Origin of the sequence: Prevotella conceptionensis 9403948, from assembly GCF_000312305.1 — a bacterium.
Taxonomy (GTDB): Bacteria; Bacteroidota; Bacteroidia; order Bacteroidales; family Bacteroidaceae; genus Prevotella; species Prevotella conceptionensis.
Map to the genome: position 1 here is coordinate 6,327 of NZ_HE999447.1, position 18,752 is coordinate 25,078.

Here is an 18,752-nt window from a genome sequence, read left to right on the forward strand (position 1 = left end):
TGTTTCGCCTACTTCCTTTCAATACACACAATAAAGGGTGTAAACCAATAAACAGCTGATTTACACCCTTATTAGCGGAGAGAGGGGGATTCGAACCCCCGATACGCTTTAGGCGTATACAAGCTTTCCAGGCGTGCCTCTTCAACCACTCGAGCACCTCTCCTTTGCTATTTCGGGTGCAAATGTAACACATTTTATTGATGTGTGCAACACATTGCGTAGAAAAATGCAAGGGGAAAGTAGTTATGGCACTCCGCTTATCATATGTTTATCATATAATGAGGAGTCTCTTTTACCTTCAAGTAATCTTGCTCGCAACTAACGTTGCCCGTAAATAACCGAGCCCATATCCATAAATATGTAATGAAACATATTGTTAGAAGGGTCTTTAAACACGGGTAGTGGGGGGTAAGTACGCACAAATTACGTTGTTGTTAGTTTGTTTATAGTCAAACAGAACTGCTTTTGGAAAATAGCTGATAGAAGAATGCAGCGTGTGTACAGTATGGCATTAACAAGCCTTTACGTGGAGTAAAAGTTGGTGTATTGTTTGCCTACGCTTCATTTATGGCTTTCCAAATCCAATTCTGTTTGACTATAAAACAACTACGAATGTTTATTTTACCACAACCTTTCTAGTTGTTCCATCGGCATATTTCACGATGTTGATGCCCTTTACAGGTGTATTGATACGCTTGCCGTCAATGGTATAACGAGCCACTTCACGCTTGTCGGAATCAACGGTAGGCAAGTTGTCTATGCCTGTTGTGAGATACACTTTACCGCTCTTTCCATCGTCTGTGCCGTTAATATTGTCTACACAAACGTACGAAGGCGTAGTCAAACCATATTCATTGTTTCGCGATCCTGTCATCGAGAACCGCAATTCTTTTACTGCGCCCAAGCCACTAAGGTCTACCCATTGCCAATTACCTAGGTAATAATGCTCGGCAGAGTTGCTCGAACGATAGTCGGCTAAGTACACTTCGGCCTTCGTTTCACTGCCATCTGCCTTTGTTCCCCAGATGGTAAGCAACAGCCAATCGCCCTTTTCAAACTCATCCTTACCCGTTGCGCCCTTCGACATGTTGTCGCCATTAAGTATGCTGCTAAGTGTGTATGCGCTGTTGGTTACATATAGTCCACGAACAACGTTGCCTTCGCGCTTGCCTAGCACCTCAATGGGGGCTGACTTACCAAAGAAGTATGCCACACAATAATTGGCAGAGTTGTCGTAACCATGTCCAACACACGAGTTAAATTGGTCGGGAGTGACATCTTTGAAGCTTGTGGCTGTGCGATTCGAGATGCAGAAGTCGTTCCAGGAATTCCATTCAGGGACGTTGGTAACTCTAAACAGATAGTTCCCGCTTGTATATAGACTTGTCTTTGCCTTGCCGTCTGCGCTGCTTGCACCTATATAATAACCATCAGAATTTAGTGCTACATCCACATCATCAAACGTTGCAACCTTTTCTTTCAATGCCTTCTCAATGGCTGCAACCGACTCTTGCAAGTGCAAATCCTCAGCTCCTGCCACCTCGGTAGATGTTTCGCCCAGCCATCCAGCCGTTTGTTGCTCGGCACTATACACCTTTACGAAGTCGATAAAGTCGAGTTTCACCTGCTTTCTATTCTCGTCTACGGCCCAATCAATGTCAAAGCTGTTTGCATCTTTATCGGTATTGGGTTTGTTGTCTACATATCCGTAGGCAAATTCATGCAGTTCCCAGAGGGTTGTACCAGGTTTTTGTGTGGCATTCTTAGGCAGAAGGCTACCCTTATAGGTGATTTTAGATGGCATCCATAAGGGATAATACTCTTGGGCGTGGAACCCATTTCTCTCCACTTTACCGCTACCGCCCTTGTTATCTGTCCACGGAATGTCTTGCATGGGTGCGGAGGTATAGGTCACTTCATAACCATATACCACCTTGTTAGGCTTTTCATCATCAGCACTTCCACGCAGTTCGTACCACGGGTCGTCGGCAATGCCGTTGCGGTTAACGTCTTTCGACACCATAACAATGCCAGGTTCGCTGCTGTTTTGAAAGGCGTTACCCTCAATACATAAATCTTTCTTGCCAGGGATATTGGCCACGCTATGGTCGAAATGGAAAGTTACCGAACCGCCAAAAGCACCAAGTGTAATCAAAACTCGCTTGTTGTCGGCCAGCCTCTCTGTGCATTTCTGTGCCATCTTGGCTGCATCGTCACCTTTTTCGTATGCAGGCATCGTGTTTACAAACTGACCAGGAGCAGGCGAATAGTCAACAACTTTGTAGATATACTGGCTAGGTGTGCCCTGCTTGAAATACTGCTGTGCGGTGGCCTTTGCACCTATTAGCGTTAAGGCAACCATGAAAAGTAAAGCTTTCTTCATATTTTGTGAGTTTATGAGTTTGTGAGTTGTTGAGCTTATAAGCTTTTTAGTTTTTGAGCCTTTGAGTTTCTTAGTGCATAAGTTTGTGTGTTCATCGGCTTGAACACACAAAGCCTATTAACTAAAAATTGAAAAGCTCGTTACTTATATACGAATGTGGCATGCCCAGGAATGTCGCCTGTTTGCACAGTGAAATTGTGTGTCCCATCGGGCTTAAAGTGCAAAAGACTGCCACTCGACACATAGTTTTTAGCGTCCATCAAGTAAAAGTCGCGTTCGATTGGGTTCACCATGATGCCGTATGGCATGGTGATAGACTTCACTTCGGGAGAGGAAAACAAGTCGGTATCAATGGCTTGGTGGGTTCTAACGTTTATAAGTCCATAGCTGATGGTGTTTTGTTTGGTGGCATTGTTCCACGCCGAGCCATAATAATATAAGGAGTCGCCAACGATTGAAAGCCCCGAAACGGGCGTGTCGATGCTGTCTATCACCTCGTAAACCTGATTGTGCCCCTTATAGAGCCAATAAATGCGCGATGGAACATCGTTGTAGTTGCCGCGCGACGATACCCAAATTTGCCCATAATGGTCCACTTGGCAGTGGTGCAGATTTAGTCCCACCTTTATTTTCCTTATCTCCTTAAAGGTTGTAAGGTCTATTTCGCTCAGTGTGTTGTCGTAATTTGGCGCGCGATAGCCTCCACTATTGGCCACATAAAGCTTGTTGTCGACAATGCAAAGCTCTTCGGGTTGATAGCCAACCACCACCGAATCCTTCTTTTTAAAGTCCACCGTGTCTACCTTATACACCATTCCCAAGGGCGCATCTTTGTCGAACTTCACGGGTCCTACATACGAAGACACGTAGGCAAAGCCATCTTTAAAGGCCAAATAACGGCAGTTGGGGATATTAATCTGTGTAATTCGCTTGCAGCTATCGACCGTGGTCACTTCCACTTTGTTGGAAACGTTAACCACAATCCATAACTTGTTGCCATATATTTTGATGTCATTGCCCACATCGCCCAGTTCTTTCACCACGTTGGGGTTGCGTTCCGAGTAAATATTACGGTGGTAATGCACCGTTGGTTTGTTCTCGTCGAGGTCCAAAAAATCTATCGATGCCTTGTTGCTCCCCATATTTCCCTCATTCAGAACGTACATGCCCACAATGTCTCCACGTGTGGGCGCAACTCCCGTATCTTGATTTTGAGAGGGGATAATGTAGAAGTCTTCGCGACACGAACTAGCCACCGCGAGTATCAAACATGCGAGATAGAAGAGCGAAAATCGTTTCATTGTTGTTGCGGACGTTAAAGGGTGATGTCTATTGAGATTGCGTAATTGCGCTTGGGCATGGGATAATTCAGTATCACATCGTAGTCTTGGGCAAAAAGGTTGTTCACTTCTGCCGTTAGCTTGCATCTAAGCCCTTGCCAGTTAAAGGCATAGACAAGTGAGAGATCACTGGTGTACCATGCCGGCATGTAGTTATATACGATGTTTTCTTGCTGGTTGTAGCGTTTGCCTGCATAGATAAAGCTGTAATTCAGCTGCCATTGCTTGTAGTTTGCACCAACAATGGCCGAACCGCTATGCCAAGGTATGTAGGGTATTTGGTGCTTGTAATACGAGTCGGAAGGGTTTGTTACGTCTCTTGCCTGCTGATAAGTATATTGCAAACGCCCCGTAAACGAAAGTTCGGGCGAAGGTTGCATGGTTGTTTCGGCTTGTAGGTCGATGCCTTTGATGTGCACTTTACCAAGGTTTAACATCGTCCACCTAAACTGTTGACCTTTGGGATAGGCCACAATCTTATCGCTCACGCTGTTGAAATAGCCGTCCAGTTGCAGCCTAAAACCACGTATTAAGGATGCTCTGTATGTTTTTTCCCATACCGCCCCCACGTTATATTGCACTGCCGTTTCGGGTTTTAGCAACGCATTGCCAATCTCAGTGTAATACAACTCGTTGAAAGTGGGCATGCGAAAACTTTTCTTGGCAAAGGCGCGAAACGAGAAGGCCTTGCTGGTAAAGGGATAGAGGTTGACGAAGAGGGCAGGGGAGAACACGCTGTGGCTTGGTTCGTCTACCATTGTGCGTGTGTGGTCTTTGACAAATGTACCCAAAACCGAGGCTTGTAGTTTAAGGCGGCGATAATCTATGGCAGTGGCCAACGAGATAAAGTTGCTGAAACGATGGGGAAAAACAAAGAGACGAGTATCGGAATCGAGCTTGTTCCACTTGAAATCGTAACTTAAACTAACCGACCAATTGGGCATCAGTTCCAACACATTGGCCGTAGACAGATATATTTCTTGCTGCTTGTAGGTGTTGTCTACGGGCAGTTGGGTTGGGTCGTTATTAACGTAATGGGTGTGATAGTAGGCGTATTTGGCCAACCACTGGGTGGAAAAAGCGTCGGAGAAACTTTTTTGGAAACGCAATTGCGAGAAGTGATTGTGGTCCGACTGCCTTTCGCCGCGCCGCCACACGTTGTTAACAATGGCCCCAGGTATTCCGCGTTGCGAATTATAGGTGTAAGCTTTCCAATTCCACATGCCGTGGTCAATCACGCCATGCACGTTTGCCTCAGCCCTTAATGCCCAAATGTCTCCGTTTTGGCGTATGGCTGTGGTGTCGTAAGCCACAGAGCGGTCTTGGTTGTGGCGCAGATAACGAAAGCGATACTTACCACTAGACGTGAGATAGCCCGCACTAAGCGAGGTGTTAACGGCCTGACTGAGTCGGTTTTCCCACAAACCCGATAGCCGATAGGTGTCGCTAGAAGCGCAACCTGCTTTGAATCTAAGGTTAAAGGGCTTGTTTATGTCGAAACGAGGCGTGCGTGTACGAATATAAACCGAACCGGCATTGCCGAAATCGCTTGCGGGTTGGAAGATGGCACTTTTCTGTCCGTTGTATAAAGTAATCTCCTCCACGTTGTCTAACGATAATTGTCCAAGGTCGATTTGCCCGTTTTGGGCATTGCCCAGCTCAATTCCATCGTAGAAAATGCCGAGGTGATTGGTGCCCATACTACGTATGTTAACCGTTTTCAGTCCGCCAACGCCGCCGTAGTCTTTTATTTGCAGTCCTGAAAAGTAGCGTAAGGCATCGGCCACACTGTGTGCGTTCAGCCTTTCAAGCACGGCTCCATCTAGCTTTTGCGAGGGAATAACCTCGCGAAAGGTGTTTTTAGACACGACAACAACCTCGCGTACATGTTGTACCGAGTCTAATGCCAACTGCCGTTTTGTATCCTGACCATGAGCAGATGCAGCGAAGAACAACGCCGCACAAGCCAAAAAGAAATGTACGCTTTGCATATTTCAAGTTCTTATCTTATAACCTTTCCTCGAGGTTAAATTAAAGATAAATGGCAATGGCAGGTCTTCTGACTTTGTAACCCGACCACAAACGCCTTCCCGAATTTCCCTTGACGGAGTTCAGTGGCGCAATGTTTGTGGCCAGTAAAGGTTACTTACAGCAGCGGGACTGTTCGGGATTTTCACCCAATTCCCTTTTAATCGCTCGTAAGCGAACCTATTGCCTAGTTGTGCAAAGGTAGTGATAATATGTGGAATATGCAAGCATGATATGCGGCAAGCTTAGTATGCGCACAGGCAGAGCCACCAATTAACTCGCCCTCACACTTACATCTCGCCACGAACACGCACTATTAGTCTTGAAAATAAACCCTATTTACCCTGTTGCTGATGCCCGTAAGCACCTCGTAAGGAATGGTTTGCAGCGCGTCAGACAACACTGTTACGGGCAAGTTGTCGCCGAAAATCTCCACACTGTCGCCTTCGTTACAGTCTATCCCCGTCACATCAATCATGGCTACGTCCATGCAGATGTTGCCAACATATTCTGCTCGTTGGTTGTTCACCAAGCAATAGCCGTTGCGGTTGCCCAATCGCCTGTTCAATCCATCGGCATAGCCAATGGGTATGGCCGCTATCACGCTATCGTGTTCAATCGTTCCGCGGCGCGAATAGCCCACAGTCTCACCAGCCTTAACCTTGTGCAGTTGCAGAATTGTAGTGCGCAACGTACTCACATTGTTGATGATTGCGTTGTCTCGAGGGTTAATTCCGTATAGACCTAGGCCCAAGCGACACATGTCTAACTGACGTTGCGGAAAATGTTCGATGCCCGCTGAGTTGTCGATGTGGCGCAAAATATGGTGTTCGAAGGCGGCCTGCAACATCTTGCTGCCTTTATCAAAACATTCAAACTGCCGTTGCGAGAAGTTGTCGAACTGGTCGGCATCAGACCCTACAAAGTGCGAAAACACCGATTTGGGTATCAAGGCGTTTTGGTTGTGCAGGCGTTCTATCAGTCGGGGAACATCGTTTTCGGGGTCGAACCCAAGGCGGTGCATGCCTGTATCCAGCTTGATATGAACGGGAAATCCCGTTATTCCCTCTTTCTCGGCAGCCTTAATGAGAGCCTCCAACAGGCGGAAACTGTACACTTCGGGTTCCAAATCGTAGTCGAACATGGTTTTGAAGGCCGTCATTTCGGGGTTCATTATCATGATGTTGCTGCTTATTCCGTTGCGTCTTAGCGTTGCTCCTTCGTCGGCAACGGCCACAGCAAGATAGTCAGCACGATGGTCTTGCAGGGTCTTTGCTATCTCTACGGCTCCTGCACCATAGCCGTCAGCCTTAATCATGCACACCAACTTGGTGTTGGGGTGCATCATAGCACGATAATAATTCAGGTTGTCTATCATGGCATTGAGATTCACTTCGAGTGTGGTTTCGTGCACTTTCTTCACCATCAATTCGGTTAATTGGTCGAAACCAAAACTTCGTGCGCCTTTAAGTAGTACCACCTCGTTGCGCAATTGCTTAAAAACATCGCTGCGTATGAAATCTTCTACCGAGGCGAAGAAATGCCGTTCTGCCAACGCGATGCTTTCTTTGTTGGCGCAAATCTTCGGTCCGATGCCGATAAACTTCTGCACGCCGCGTTGTTCTGCCAAGTCCGATACTTCGCGATACAGTTCATCGTCGGGCAGTCCGCTTTGCAAGATGTCGCTCAACACCAGTGTTCGTTGTTGCCCATTGTGGTCGGGACGGCGGTTCATAAAGTCGAGAGCGATGTCCAGCGAGTTGACGTCCGAGTTGTACGAGTCGTTGATGAGCGTGCACCCGTTAAGCCCTTCCTTCACTTCTAGTCGCATAGCCACGGGTTCGAGCCGTCTCATGCGTTCGTCTATGGTGTGCGCATCGAGTCCAATATGCAGGCAGATGGTTGCACATACAATAGAATTGCACGCCGATGCATCATCAATGAAGGGCAACGAGTAACTTGCAGGCTGGCCTCCTTTATATATATAATGTATGGTGGTGTGCGTGGGTTGCTTGTCTATCTTAGTTACAAACATGGCTGCATTGGGGCTTTTCGTAGACCATGCCAGGCGTTCGCCCTTGTTGTTGGTTTCGTTCAGCACACGTGCCACCAAGTCGTCGTCGGCATTATACACCATTACCTCGGCTCCTTCGAATAGTCTTAACTTCTCGCGGCACTTCTCTTCGGGCGTGGCGAAGTTCTCTTCGTGGGCCGAACCAATGTTTGTCAGCACTGCAATGGTGGGTTTGATGATGTCGTGCAAAGCCCGCATCTCGCCCTTTTGACTGATGCCAGCCTCGAAAACGCCTATTTGTGAATGGCTGTTGAGCAGCCAAACAGAGAGCGGTACCCCGATTTGCGAGTTGTAACTGCGCGGACTTCGCGTAACAACCATTTGCGGCGAGAGCAGTTGGTATAGCCATTCTTTCACCATTGTCTTGCCGTTGCTGCCCGTTATGCCCACAATGGGGATGGAAAAAGCCTCCCGATGGCGTTGGGCAAGGCGTTGCAAGGCCTGCCGAGTGGAACTGACACGTAAGAAATTGGCATCGCCAAACAATTCCGCGGCGCGAGCAGGCACTTCTTCTACCACAAAGCAGCGCACACCGCGACGATAAAGTTCGGATATATAGTTGTGTCCGTCGTTTCGATTAGACCTCAAAGCGAAGAACAAGGTCTCTTCTGGAAAACAGAGCGAACGACTATCGGTGAGCACAAAACTGATGTGCGCCTCGGCATTGCCTAGACGTTGCGCCCCGATAAGCGTTGCAACCCTTTCAATGGGATATGTCATTTTCGTTTGTTCTTTAAGTTGATGCAAAGGTAGTGCAAGTTGATAAAACGGCAAAATAAATCTGACGACTATTTGAAGAATAGCCTATCGTAGGCCATTCTGGTGCTTTATGATGTGCTTTTGCAAGCAGTTGGCAAGCCGAAATAACGCGCTATTATGTGGAGAATGGCGGTTTATGATGTGCTTTTGCAAGCAGCAGGCAAGGTGTTTGCCAATGAATTGTTCTGAAAGTTTGATTGCACAAGAAGTTTTACATGTGCTATTTTCCCTTTAAACACAGCACATTCGGAAGAGTTCCAGAACAGAGTATCATACTTTTTCACGATAATTACAATTATTTTTTTTACATAAAAACACGTGTGTTATGTTTTTTTATTTATCTTTGCCCCCTGATAGAAAGAGAAATTGATAATCAGAATAGATTTAACAGAGAATGTTATCACCTTGAACGCCCTACTAATGTATGGCGTGTAGGGGTAAAAATTAATCATTAAAAACGATAGAGAAAATGAAGAAACTTTTCTTAGTGGCCGCTTTTGCCATGGTAAGTGCATTTGCATCTGCACAGTTTGCTGTTGGTGTTCACACCTTGTATGGAACCGACGTGTCTAATCTTGGTATCGGCGTAAGGGCTCGTTACGACATTAACGAGCAGTTCCGTCTTGATGGTAACTTTAACTACTACTTCAAGAAGAACAATCTGGAATTTTGGGATCTCAATGCCAACCTGCATTACCTCTTTAATATTACCGACAAGTTTACAGCATATCCTCTTGGGGGGTTGGGTTATGTAAACACGAAAGTAACTTATACAAGTTACGAAGGCATAGATAAATATGGGAAACCCATTACAGCAGAAGTTTCTACCTCGGATGGTAGATTGGGTGTTAACCTTGGCGGCGGTGTAGATTTCGCCCTCACAGACGACCTATATCTAAATGGCGAAGTGAAATATCAGATTGTAAGTGGTTACAACCAAGCCGTGATGAGCGCAGGTATCGTTTACAAATTCTAAGTTTTAGCCCTTAGACTTTAATAAAACAACAAAGCCCGGAAGGTGTTCGTTCACTTTCCGGGCTTTTTGTATGCAATGGTGTTCAGTAGCTTATTCGGCGGTTGCAGCTTGCTTTTGTTTCTTCATTTGCCTACGATGTTCGATGGAACCATAAACATAATAGAACACAAAAACGCTCCATGCCACCACCATCATGAAGATGAAAGTGGTGAGAACAATCGACCCAATGAGCAACGCATTGAAATAAGGGGGCAGTCCCGAAGGATCGTTCATCGTTAGTTCGCCTAACAACGACGATGTTCTAGCCCCCAAGAGAATAAAGGTGGGCAAGAAAATAATCGCGCCAAGGCATACCGAGGCCAACACCGTAAAGAAGGTTGTGCCAATAAGGAGGCCACCGCCTCTTACTCCCGACACGTAATAGGCTATCAGGTTGCGGCGCAAGCTACCGTTTGGAGAGAGCAAGTAGCGCATCTCAGCATATTTAAAGGGCACCATTATCAATGCCACAAGCAACACCCAGGCAACAGTTACCGCACAAACAAGCGTGATAAAGTTGGCGGTAAAGGGCTTTCCTAGGTGGCTCATCACCACCATTCTAACCACTACAATGCCTATGGCCATTAATATAAGGTAGACAATTAGCTCTACACCTACGATGGCTAACGAGCGGCGAAGGTTTTGTTTCAGTCCGCTTTCGCTGACAAGCGTTATCACCGAGGCGAAGAAATAAGCCCACAAACCAAGGCTAACCACCCACGTACCAATACTTCGTACGTATGATAGGATGGTGGGAGAGGGGCTGCCTAGCGAAGTGGCAGATATTTCTTGCAGTGCAAAAAAGCCAAACAATGCCGTCATGATGGCAAAGAGCAAGGCTGGCAGCCATGTACCCTTGATGGTTTTGGCGAAGTTAATGCCTAGCAAATTGTTGGCTGTCTTTATGCAGCTAGATAGGCTCCTGTCTTTAATGAGTTCGGTTTCCATGTTTATATCTTTTAAAGGGTTTCTTATTTAGTTGACAAGTTCACGAGTTGACAAGTTCACGAGTTGACAAATTTACGAGTTGACAAATTTACGAGTTCACAAGTTTACGAGTTCACAAGTTTACGAGTTCACAAGTTTACGAGTTCACAAGTTTACGAGTTCACAAGTTCACTGGTCGGCGAGTTGGTGAGTAGATGAGTTGGCAAGTTGAGTAATCTAGTTAACAAGTTGGTAGGCGCAGCCATCTTTTCACCTTTTCACTCTTTCACTTTTTCAACTTTAAACCACCTTTTCAACCTTAAACCACCTTTTCACCTTTCCCTATTGCGCCTTGTCTTCTAAACTCTGCGCACACTATGGCGGTGGCATTTGCCACGTTCAAACTTTCGGCACGTTCTTCTCCTATGGCAAAACTAGGTATCAGAAGTCGGTGGGTCACGCGTTTCCTCACACCTTGCGAAAGGCCTTTGCCCTCGTTTCCCATCACGATTATGCCGTACGCACAAAGTTGTTGCGTGTAGATGTTATCACCATCGAGCAGGGTTCCGTACACAGGGAACGAGGGAGGCAGGGCATCGAGTAGGGTTTCGAGCGGGGTATAACTCACCTTCACACGAGCAATGCTGCCCATTGTGGCCTGCACCACTTTGGGATTATAAACATCGACCGTATCGGTACTGCATACCACGTGGCGAATGCCAAACCAATCGGCCAACCTGATGATGGTGCCCAAGTTGCCAGGGTCTTGTATTCCGTCGAGCATCAGGGTCAGTTCGTTCGTTTCAACGTTGCCAGCTGTGGTGCTTTCGCCCTCGTATAGCTTAGGGAAAACGGCCAAAACCTGCTGCGGAGCCTGCATAAAACTGAGTTTGTGCAACTCGTCGTTGCTGACGGTTATCAGTTCTGTACCCTCCTGCACGGCATTAGATGCCCGCCATTGGGGTGTGGCCACAAGCAACTTTGCAGGTGTTTTGGCAAGCAATTCGCCCACCACCTTCGGTCCTTCTGCTACAAAAACGCCTTCCGCGTCGCGGTGTTTCTTCGTTTCTAAGGCGCGTATGTACTTTATTTTCGCTTTACTGATGGTCATCTTATCTGCAAAGTTACGTTTTTTTGGTAATCATGTGCAATGCCTTCGACTTATGATTAGTAAATTTGTATAAATGATGCGAAAGACCTTGTGGCAGCCGCCATTTGTTGTTAAAATAGGTTTCTAAACCCGCTAAATCGCCGCTGCTTTGCTTTCTGAATGTTAATTATACCCCTTCATGCCTGTTTATCGCACTTCTTTTCATAGTTTTGCAACCAAAGTACGCTGAGATGCGTCTATAAGATTGTATTAATCAAGTTATAAAAAGACAGTAAAAATGAAACAAAGAATTTTGTTAATTGCTTCGGCAGTTCTCGTGTTTGGCGCATTGTTCACCTCTTCACGAGCTTATGCCGGAAGCCACAAGAAGAAAGTTACCACCCAACAGAACTTAAAGTATTTTAAACGCATTGTTATGTCTACTCCCTACGACGTACATTTTGTGCAGGGAGAGAGCAACACGGTGAAACTAGTGGGGCCACAAGCCGAGGTTTCTTCCGTTGTTCTGCGCGTAAGTGGCGAGACCTTATATATAGAAAGGGCTGCTAGGAGAAGCCGAATGTTCTTCACGTCAAGTGATGATGTTGACATTTACATCACTTCTCCCGACCTAACGCAACTCGAAATTAAAGGCTCGGGCGACTTCAAGGCTGCCCGACGTGTAGATACAGACCAGCTAACGGTATCTATCAATGGCTCTGGCGACATTGATTTTAAGGACATTATCTGCGACAAGTTGGTGGCTTCAATCAACGGCTCGGGCGACATTGAATTTGGATTTGTGGAATGTGTGAATGCTGAAGCGAGCCTTAGAGGGTCGGGCGACATCGACTTCAAACGTCTTAAAGCCGATAAAATGCAGTTCTCCGTTAAGGGTTCTGGCGACATCGGGGCCAACCTTAACGATGCTGGAAACGTTAATTGTGAGGTGTTTGGCTCTGGAACAATTAAGTTGGCAGGTGTGGCTAAGAACCTGAACAAGAACATACGCGGTTCTGGCAATGTTGAAACGCACCGCCTACAGCTAAGATAGTTCACAGTTTTCGAACGGAGAGAACAAAACTCCTTAGAAACAAATTAAGTTTGGTTTTACCACTGGCTTGTATTTGCTAGTGTACAGGCACGGCTCCTATTGTGCTACATCTTATGGTAACGCACAATAGGAGCTTTATTTGTAGGTGGGCTGTTATAGTCCGTTTGTTTACAATCCACCAGCTTATTTACTCACGAAAACTCAATAAACTCCCGTATACAACTCACCAACTTACAAACTCATGAACTCATAAACTTATAAACTCAAGAACCCACAAACTTATCAACTCATGAGCCCACAGACTTATCAACTCATGAACCCACAGACTTATCAACTCATGGACTCATAAACTTATCAGCTCATGAACTCATAAACTTATTAACTCAAGAACTCATAAAATTATAAACCTAAGACCTCATAAACTTATAAGCTAACCAACTCAAAATCTTAAATTGTTATTATTTATTTTACAAAAGCACTCAGAATTTTGCCTCGTTCTAGCGAAAAAACGGGTCAAAAAGTAGGTAAATAACCACCATTTTGGGTCTTTCACTCCCTTTGTCTTGTCCATTTTCATAAAAAATACCTGCATTTTGCACCAATTAGCCTTTCTAGTTTGGCTGTCAGCTCATGATTTCTCGAGCCGAATTACCCCCTTTTTGACCCTAAAACCCACCTTTTTAACGACTATTTCACCCCTTTGAACCATGTTTTTAATGACTCGAACAGGTTATGAATATGCCATTGCGGTGTATTTTTATGCTTTTCGCCTTGCATTTAGCAGCATTTCACACTGCATTTTGCACCATTTTGCCTTGCATTTTGCACCATTTTGCCTTGCATTTAGCATCAAAACGCACTACGTTTTGCACCATATTGCAATGCGTTTAGCGGCATATTGCACTATATTTAGCGACAAATAGCCCAAAAACCAGTGTAAATGGTGGTTGCTTGACATAAATATTCATTTTGCCAGCATTTGCAACTACCCCCATTTTGCATCAAAAGCAACCCTCGCGAGAATCGTTTTTTTGCGGCAAGGTTGGAGATTGGTGAACGAAAAGGGTACTCATAATGTTAAATTTCTTACTAAAAACTTGACAGCATCGATTATGCCGTATACAAGTACATGGGCAACGGCACGAGAAACACGTAAGCTTACGGCAACCTGCGCGAGCAGTTGCAGGCATGCAGCTTACGGTCAACGGAGACAGCACCATGGAAATGCAGGTAACAAGTTTACGAATTGACAGCCGGGCCTAGTTAACAAGTTTACGAGTTGACAAGTTTACGAGTTGACAAGCTAACGAGTTGACAAGCTAACGAGTTAATAAGACCGGTGGCGCAGCCATCTTTTCACCTTTTCACCTTTTAAATGGCGCAGCCATCTTTTCACCCTTTCAACTTTTCACTCTTTCACCTTTTAAACGGCGCAGCCATCTTTTCACCGTTTCACTCTTTCACCTTTTAAGCGGCGCAGCCATCTTTTCACCTTTGCCATTGGTAAAAAATAAAGCACGCTATTTTCCGAATACGGAAATAGCGTGCTATACTTATGATGTGTACTGGCTAGTAAATGCAACCGCAAAGACAATAAAGCAGCAGTTTGGTGCTGCATGCCCCATTTGGGGTTTAGCAACTTAGCTGTATGACGTGTGACACCTTCCTTATCGCTTAGTTTTACCAGCCCTTTTCATTTTGTCTACGCAGGCATCTACCACGGCAACAGCCGTTACATTAACTATATCCCTAACTGATGCCTCGAAATCGGTGAAGTGGATAGGCCGGTTTAGTCCCATTTGAATTGGCCCGATAATCTCGGTCTTGGGGTTAAGGGCCTGCAAAAACTTATAGCTAGCGTTAGCGCTGCTAAGGTTTGGGAAGATAAGGGTATTTACATCCTTGTCTTTCAACTTAGAGAAGGGGTACTTCTCGTCCCTCATTTCCCTATTCAGTGCAAAGTTCACTTGCATCTCACCGTCAACAACCAAGTTGGGATAATTAGCATGCAGCTCTTCAACCGCCTCGTGAACTTTAAGCGGGCTGCCAATCTCGTCAGTGCCAAAGTTAGAGTAACTAATCATCGCCATTACGGGTTTTTCATTGAAAAACTCAACAGTGTTGGCACTTAAACGAGCAATGTCAACAAGGAAATTGTTGTCGGGATGGCGGTTGATAAGCGTGTCGGCGATGAAGTATGTACCCTTTTGCGAGTTAACAACGTGCATGGTGCCGAACGTATGGAAACCTTCGCGAACGCCAACTACCTCTGTGGCCACCTTAATGGTGTTTGAATACTTGGTGTATAGCCCCGTGATAAATGCGTCGGCATCGCCCCGTTCAACCATCATCATGCCAAAATAGTTGCGTTCGTACATCTTGTCGTAGGCCTCTTGGAATGTATAGCCCTTGCGTGCCAGCTTTTCGGCAAGGTGTTTGGCGTACGTTGCACGCCGGCCTTGCTCCTTATCAGCACGCATGTCGATAATTTTAATTCCGCTAAGGTCTAGTTTTAGGCGTTGCGCTTGGCGATTAATGCGGTCGGGGTTGCCCAATAGTATAGGGAAACAGATGCCTTCGGCCTTGGCTTGTACGGCAGCTTTCATCATACTTGGGTGTCCGCCCTCGGCATATACCACACGTTGGGGTTGCAAACGAGCCGTATCGTGCAGTTTTCTTGTAAACACCGTCTCCTGACCAAGCAGTTGCATCAAACTATTTTTGTACGCATCCCAATTGGTTATGCTTTTTCTTGCCACACCACTTTCCATCGCAGCCTTAGCCACAGCAGCCGAAACCTCGGTGATAAGGCGTGGGTCTACGGGTTTGGGGATGAAATAGAGCGGTCCGAAAGTAAGGTCGTTAACACGATAGATGTCGTTAACCACATCGGGAACAGGCTGTTTGGCCAGGTCGGCAATGGCATGCACGGCGGCCATTTTCATTTCTTCATTGATGGCTGTGGCGTGTACATCGAGTGCACCACGGAAGATATAGGGGAAACCAATAACGTTGTTTATTTGGTTGGGATAGTCGGAACGCCCCGTGGAGATAAGCACATCAGGGCGCGATGCCATCGCATCTTCGTACGATATCTCGGGAACAGGATTGGCCAAGGCAAACACAATGGGCCTATCTGCCATCGAACGTACCATATCTTGGGTGAGAATGTTACCCTTAGACAAGCCAACAAAGACGTCGGCACCCTTAATTGCCTCTTCCAGTGTACGTATGTCGCGACGTTCGGTGGCGAAAAGTGCCTTTTGGTCGTTAAGGTTCTCGCGGTCGGTGGTGATAACTCCCTTCGAGTCGAGCATCACCACGTTCTCTCTTTGCGCACCAAGGGCAAGGTAAAGCTTGGTACAACTAATGGCCGCAGCCCCTGCACCGTTAACCACAATGCGCACTTTCTTAATGTCTTTACCAGCCACTTCGAGGGCATTTTTCAGTCCTGCGGCCGAAATGATGGCCGTTCCGTGCTGGTCGTCGTGCATCACGGGGATGTCTAACGTTCGTTTAAGTCGTTCTTCGATGTAGAAACATTCGGGTGCCTTGATGTCTTCCAGGTTGATGCCGCCAAAGGTAGGGGCAATTCTCTCCACCGTTTCGCAGAACTTTTCGGGGTCTTTCTCGGCCAGTTCGATGTCGAACACGTCAATTCCGCCATATATCTTAAACAGCAATCCCTTTCCTTCCATCACTGGCTTGCCACTCATCGCACCGATGTCGCCTAATCCTAGCACAGCCGTTCCGTTGCTGATAACGGCCACGAGGTTTCCCTTGTCGGTGTATTTGTACACGTCGTCGGGATTGCCTTGTATTTCGAGACAAGGATAAGCCACACCAGGCGAATAGGCCAAGCTAAGGTCTGTTTGGGTGTGATAGGGCTTGGTGGGCCGCACTTCAATCTTTCCAGGGCGTCCACTCTGATGATAGCTTAAAGCTGCCTCTTTGGTTACTTTCACCATTTTGTATGATTGTTTAATGTGGCAAGGGCGTAGGGTAGGGGCATTAGAGCCTTTTTCTGCACCTGTTGCCATTCTATATTAATATAATGAGCGTTGTATTTAAAGATAAACGTTATACGCTGAAAACAGCGCAAAGGTAGTAAAAAAGGCTTAAAACCAAAATTTGTTATTCATATTTTTTGTACCTTTGCGTATAAATAAGGGTATATTATGGAGCAACAAGATTTACTTTCTAGCTACCGGAAGGATTTAAAGGAGCGTATTTTGGTTACTTCCATGCGCGCTTTTAAAGAGCGTGGCATACGCAGTGTGCGTATGGACGACATCGCAACGGCGCTTGGCATATCCAAACGAACAATATATGAAATCTATTCGAACAAGGAAGAGTTGCTGCTCGACGGTATTATGCGCGAAGACAAGGCCAGAAAACTCGACTCGCAGCTGTATGCGCAGGATAAAAGCCATACGGTAATGGACCTTATTTTTCACATCTACAACCGCGAAATGGCCGACATGGCGAGCACGAACCCTTTGTTTTTCAGTGAACTAAGTAAGTATTCGCGAGTGGTGAGGTACCTCACCAACAAGACAGAGAAAAACCATAAAGAGGCTTTAGACTTTGTGAAACGAGGAATTGAGGAAGGTTATTTCGTGCGGTTTTTCGACTATAATGTGGTGCTGAACTTCATCTCCTTTTCTTCAAAGCTCATGATGGGCGAACGAATGTTTCAGAAATACGATGTCAACCATTTGTTCACCAATGTGGCCGTGCTGTTTCTTCGTGGTTTTTGTACCCCCAAGGGAGTTGAATTTATCGACAGCAAGCTCATGAAAGAAACGCCTTACAACAGGTAAGGTATTGTCAGCCTGCGACTCATTTGCAATAGGTTACATCAGCACCTAACTTTAATTGTCGCCCTTTATCAATCTTTCCATTTCGATTTGTAGTTCGTCTTGAACCACATTGTACCGTTCTTGAGTATGCACCACGGCCAAAAACAACTCGTGTATGTCAGTTGCCTTGTCCATGTTTTGTGCAATGGTGTACTTGCCATTGACCAACAAGTCTACATTGTCTAATACCATTCGGATAACGGTAGGTTGCTTAAACTGTTGCAATGAAGACTTTGTTTGCAGCCCACAGCGGTAAGCGCGCAGAATGGTGCGCACCAAAAGTCTGATGTTTTGTTCCTCGTTGGTCTTGGTATAGGTGCTTGTTGGGCTTTCATCGGCTAAGGTTAAGTGCTGGGGATGCAGCGTGGTTCCCTTCAAAAGTGCCTCGAAATTAGCTTTATAATCGTCGACCATCGCCTCGTAAGTGCCTTCTTCGCCACACACCACCTTAAAGAGTGCGGCAACATCCACCTCGCCTTGTTGCCTTAGTGCATCGAGTTTGCATTGCAATTGTTCCAAAGTTTCGTGGTGAACAACGCCTAGGATGGGCAGCATTACTACGGCATAATGCTCCGAAATCTTTTCGTAAACGTTCAGAAGTGTCTTTATCAACATCTGCCTTTCGTCTTGTTTCAGGTCGTTGGCATCTGTAACGCCGTTCATAAAACCATCGAAAAAGGCGTGTATCAACGTCTTTTGCGTGTTTATTAGGTTTTGTTTATCTCTCATTGTTTCTTTTCCTTATCGTTCATTAGTGGGTTCTTGTACGTCGTCTTCTTGTTGCTTTTGCCGATTTCGGCATTGTTCTACGGCCTTAATGTTTCGCATTAGCCCTGTATATTTGGCCCGTTTAACTGCACTTCCCTTGAAAAGGCGTCTGTAATCGTCTTCCGTTAGGTTGTGCCATTGCTCTCGCGTCATGCTCATCAGTTCGGCTTTGGGCACCAACTCCTCGATATTGGTGGCTATGGGGTGAGCGTTCCAAGGGCAAATGGTTTGACACTTGTCGCATCCGTAGATGGTATCGCCCATAGCCTGGGCCACTTCGGGATTTAAATCTCCCCGATATTCGATGGTTTGATACGACAGACAACGCTTGGCATCAAACAAGAATGTCTTCTTGCTGGCAATGTCTTGCCACGTTCCAAGGGCTTTTGTGGGACAGACATCTACACACTTGTGGCAGTTTCCACAACGGTTGGGCATCTCTTCATCGTAGT

The 18,752-nt window shown here is 46.1% G+C and carries 12 protein-coding genes, 1 tRNA gene and 1 riboswitch; of the genes, 3 read left to right on the forward strand and 10 right to left on the reverse strand.

The features are described from left to right. Positions 1-75: 75 nt before the first annotated feature. The 5 genes from BN93_RS07945 to BN93_RS07965 form a co-directional block, all read right to left on the reverse strand. Positions 76-163, reverse strand: a tRNA-Ser gene (locus BN93_RS07945). 453 nt (positions 164-616) lie between these two features. After that, complete coding sequence (locus BN93_RS07950) at positions 617-2,383, reverse strand: DUF4465 domain-containing protein (RefSeq protein ID WP_019187819.1); 1,767 nt, start codon at positions 2,381-2,383, stop codon at positions 617-619. 140 nt (positions 2,384-2,523) lie between these two features. Further along, complete coding sequence (locus BN93_RS07955; protein ID WP_019187820.1) at positions 2,524-3,684, reverse strand: YncE family protein; 1,161 nt, start codon at positions 3,682-3,684, stop codon at positions 2,524-2,526. Positions 3,685-3,698: 14 nt separating this feature from the next. Beyond that, a complete protein-coding gene (locus BN93_RS07960) occupies positions 3,699-5,714 on the reverse strand; it encodes a TonB-dependent receptor (protein WP_019187821.1) in 2,016 nt (671 codons plus the stop codon). Positions 5,715-5,755: 41 nt separating this feature from the next. Beyond that, positions 5,756-5,951: riboswitch (cobalamin riboswitch) on the reverse strand. Between the two features lie 116 nt (positions 5,952-6,067). Further along, positions 6,068-8,545, reverse strand: coding sequence for a bifunctional UDP-N-acetylmuramoyl-tripeptide:D-alanyl-D-alanine ligase/alanine racemase (locus BN93_RS07965; RefSeq protein ID WP_019187822.1), 2,478 nt, complete (start codon positions 8,543-8,545; stop codon positions 6,068-6,070). 508 nt (positions 8,546-9,053) lie between these two features. Here BN93_RS07965 and BN93_RS07970 point away from each other — a divergent pair. Next, the gene (locus BN93_RS07970; RefSeq protein ID WP_019187823.1) at positions 9,054-9,560 is read left to right on the forward strand and encodes an outer membrane protein; all 507 of its coding nucleotides are present in this window, start codon (positions 9,054-9,056) and stop codon (positions 9,558-9,560) included. A 90-nt stretch (positions 9,561-9,650) separates the two neighbouring features. Here BN93_RS07970 and BN93_RS07975 read toward each other — a convergent pair whose 3' ends face one another. Both BN93_RS07975 and BN93_RS07980 read right to left on the reverse strand, forming a co-directional pair. After that, positions 9,651-10,547: a hypothetical protein gene (locus BN93_RS07975; protein WP_019187824.1), complete on the reverse strand. Its 897-nt coding sequence runs from the start codon at positions 10,545-10,547 to the stop codon at positions 9,651-9,653. Positions 10,548-10,845: 298 nt separating this feature from the next. Beyond that, positions 10,846-11,637 carry an RNA methyltransferase gene (locus BN93_RS07980; RefSeq protein WP_009229600.1) on the reverse strand — a complete coding sequence of 264 codons (792 nt, stop codon included), beginning with the start codon at positions 11,635-11,637 and terminating at the stop codon, positions 10,846-10,848. A gap of 277 nt (positions 11,638-11,914) precedes the next feature. On the opposite strand from BN93_RS07980, the gene BN93_RS07985 reads away from it, so the two are divergent. Beyond that, positions 11,915-12,670, forward strand: coding sequence for a head GIN domain-containing protein (locus BN93_RS07985; RefSeq protein WP_009229599.1), 756 nt, complete (start codon positions 11,915-11,917; stop codon positions 12,668-12,670). A 1,667-nt stretch (positions 12,671-14,337) separates the two neighbouring features. Here the strand turns inward: BN93_RS07985 and BN93_RS07995 are convergent. Next, on the reverse strand, positions 14,338-16,638 hold the full coding sequence (locus tag BN93_RS07995; protein ID WP_019187826.1) for an NADP-dependent malic enzyme: 2,301 nt from the start codon (positions 16,636-16,638) through the stop codon (positions 14,338-14,340). A gap of 210 nt (positions 16,639-16,848) precedes the next feature. Here BN93_RS07995 and BN93_RS08000 point away from each other — a divergent pair, with 210 nt between their 5' ends. Then, positions 16,849-17,493, forward strand: coding sequence for a TetR/AcrR family transcriptional regulator (locus tag BN93_RS08000; RefSeq protein WP_019187827.1), 645 nt, complete (start codon positions 16,849-16,851; stop codon positions 17,491-17,493). A 51-nt stretch (positions 17,494-17,544) separates the two neighbouring features. Here the strand turns inward: BN93_RS08000 and BN93_RS08005 are convergent, their stop codons facing one another. Together BN93_RS08005 and BN93_RS16785 are read right to left on the reverse strand one after the other, a co-directional pair. Beyond that, on the reverse strand, positions 17,545-18,261 hold the full coding sequence (locus BN93_RS08005) for a hypothetical protein (protein ID WP_019187828.1): 717 nt from the start codon (positions 18,259-18,261) through the stop codon (positions 17,545-17,547). A 12-nt stretch (positions 18,262-18,273) separates the two neighbouring features. After that, positions 18,274-18,752 (reverse strand): epoxyqueuosine reductase (locus BN93_RS16785; protein ID WP_019187829.1); only part of this gene is annotated, 479 nt, incomplete at its 5' end.

Bases quoted from the DNA above. Each gene is read 5' to 3' on its own strand.
- BN93_RS07950 (WP_019187819.1), bottom strand. From the start codon at position 2,383: ATGAAGAAAGCTTTACTTTTCATGGTTGCCTTAACGCTAATAGGTGCA.
- BN93_RS07955 (WP_019187820.1), bottom strand. From the start codon at position 3,684: ATGAAACGATTTTCGCTCTTCTATCTCGCATGTTTGATACTCGCGGTG.
- BN93_RS07960 (WP_019187821.1), bottom strand. From the start codon at position 5,714: ATGCAAAGCGTACATTTCTTTTTGGCTTGTGCGGCGTTGTTCTTCGCT.
- BN93_RS07965 (WP_019187822.1), bottom strand. From the start codon at position 8,545: ATGACATATCCCATTGAAAGGGTTGCAACGCTTATCGGGGCGCAACGT.
- BN93_RS07970 (WP_019187823.1), top strand. From the start codon at position 9,054: ATGAAGAAACTTTTCTTAGTGGCCGCTTTTGCCATGGTAAGTGCATTT.
- BN93_RS07975 (WP_019187824.1), bottom strand. From the start codon at position 10,547: ATGGAAACCGAACTCATTAAAGACAGGAGCCTATCTAGCTGCATAAAG.
- BN93_RS07980 (WP_009229600.1), bottom strand. From the start codon at position 11,637: ATGACCATCAGTAAAGCGAAAATAAAGTACATACGCGCCTTAGAAACG.
- BN93_RS07985 (WP_009229599.1), top strand. From the start codon at position 11,915: ATGAAACAAAGAATTTTGTTAATTGCTTCGGCAGTTCTCGTGTTTGGC.
- BN93_RS07995 (WP_019187826.1), bottom strand. From the start codon at position 16,638: ATGGTGAAAGTAACCAAAGAGGCAGCTTTAAGCTATCATCAGAGTGGA.
- BN93_RS08000 (WP_019187827.1), top strand. From the start codon at position 16,849: ATGGAGCAACAAGATTTACTTTCTAGCTACCGGAAGGATTTAAAGGAG.
- BN93_RS08005 (WP_019187828.1), bottom strand. From the start codon at position 18,261: ATGAGAGATAAACAAAACCTAATAAACACGCAAAAGACGTTGATACAC.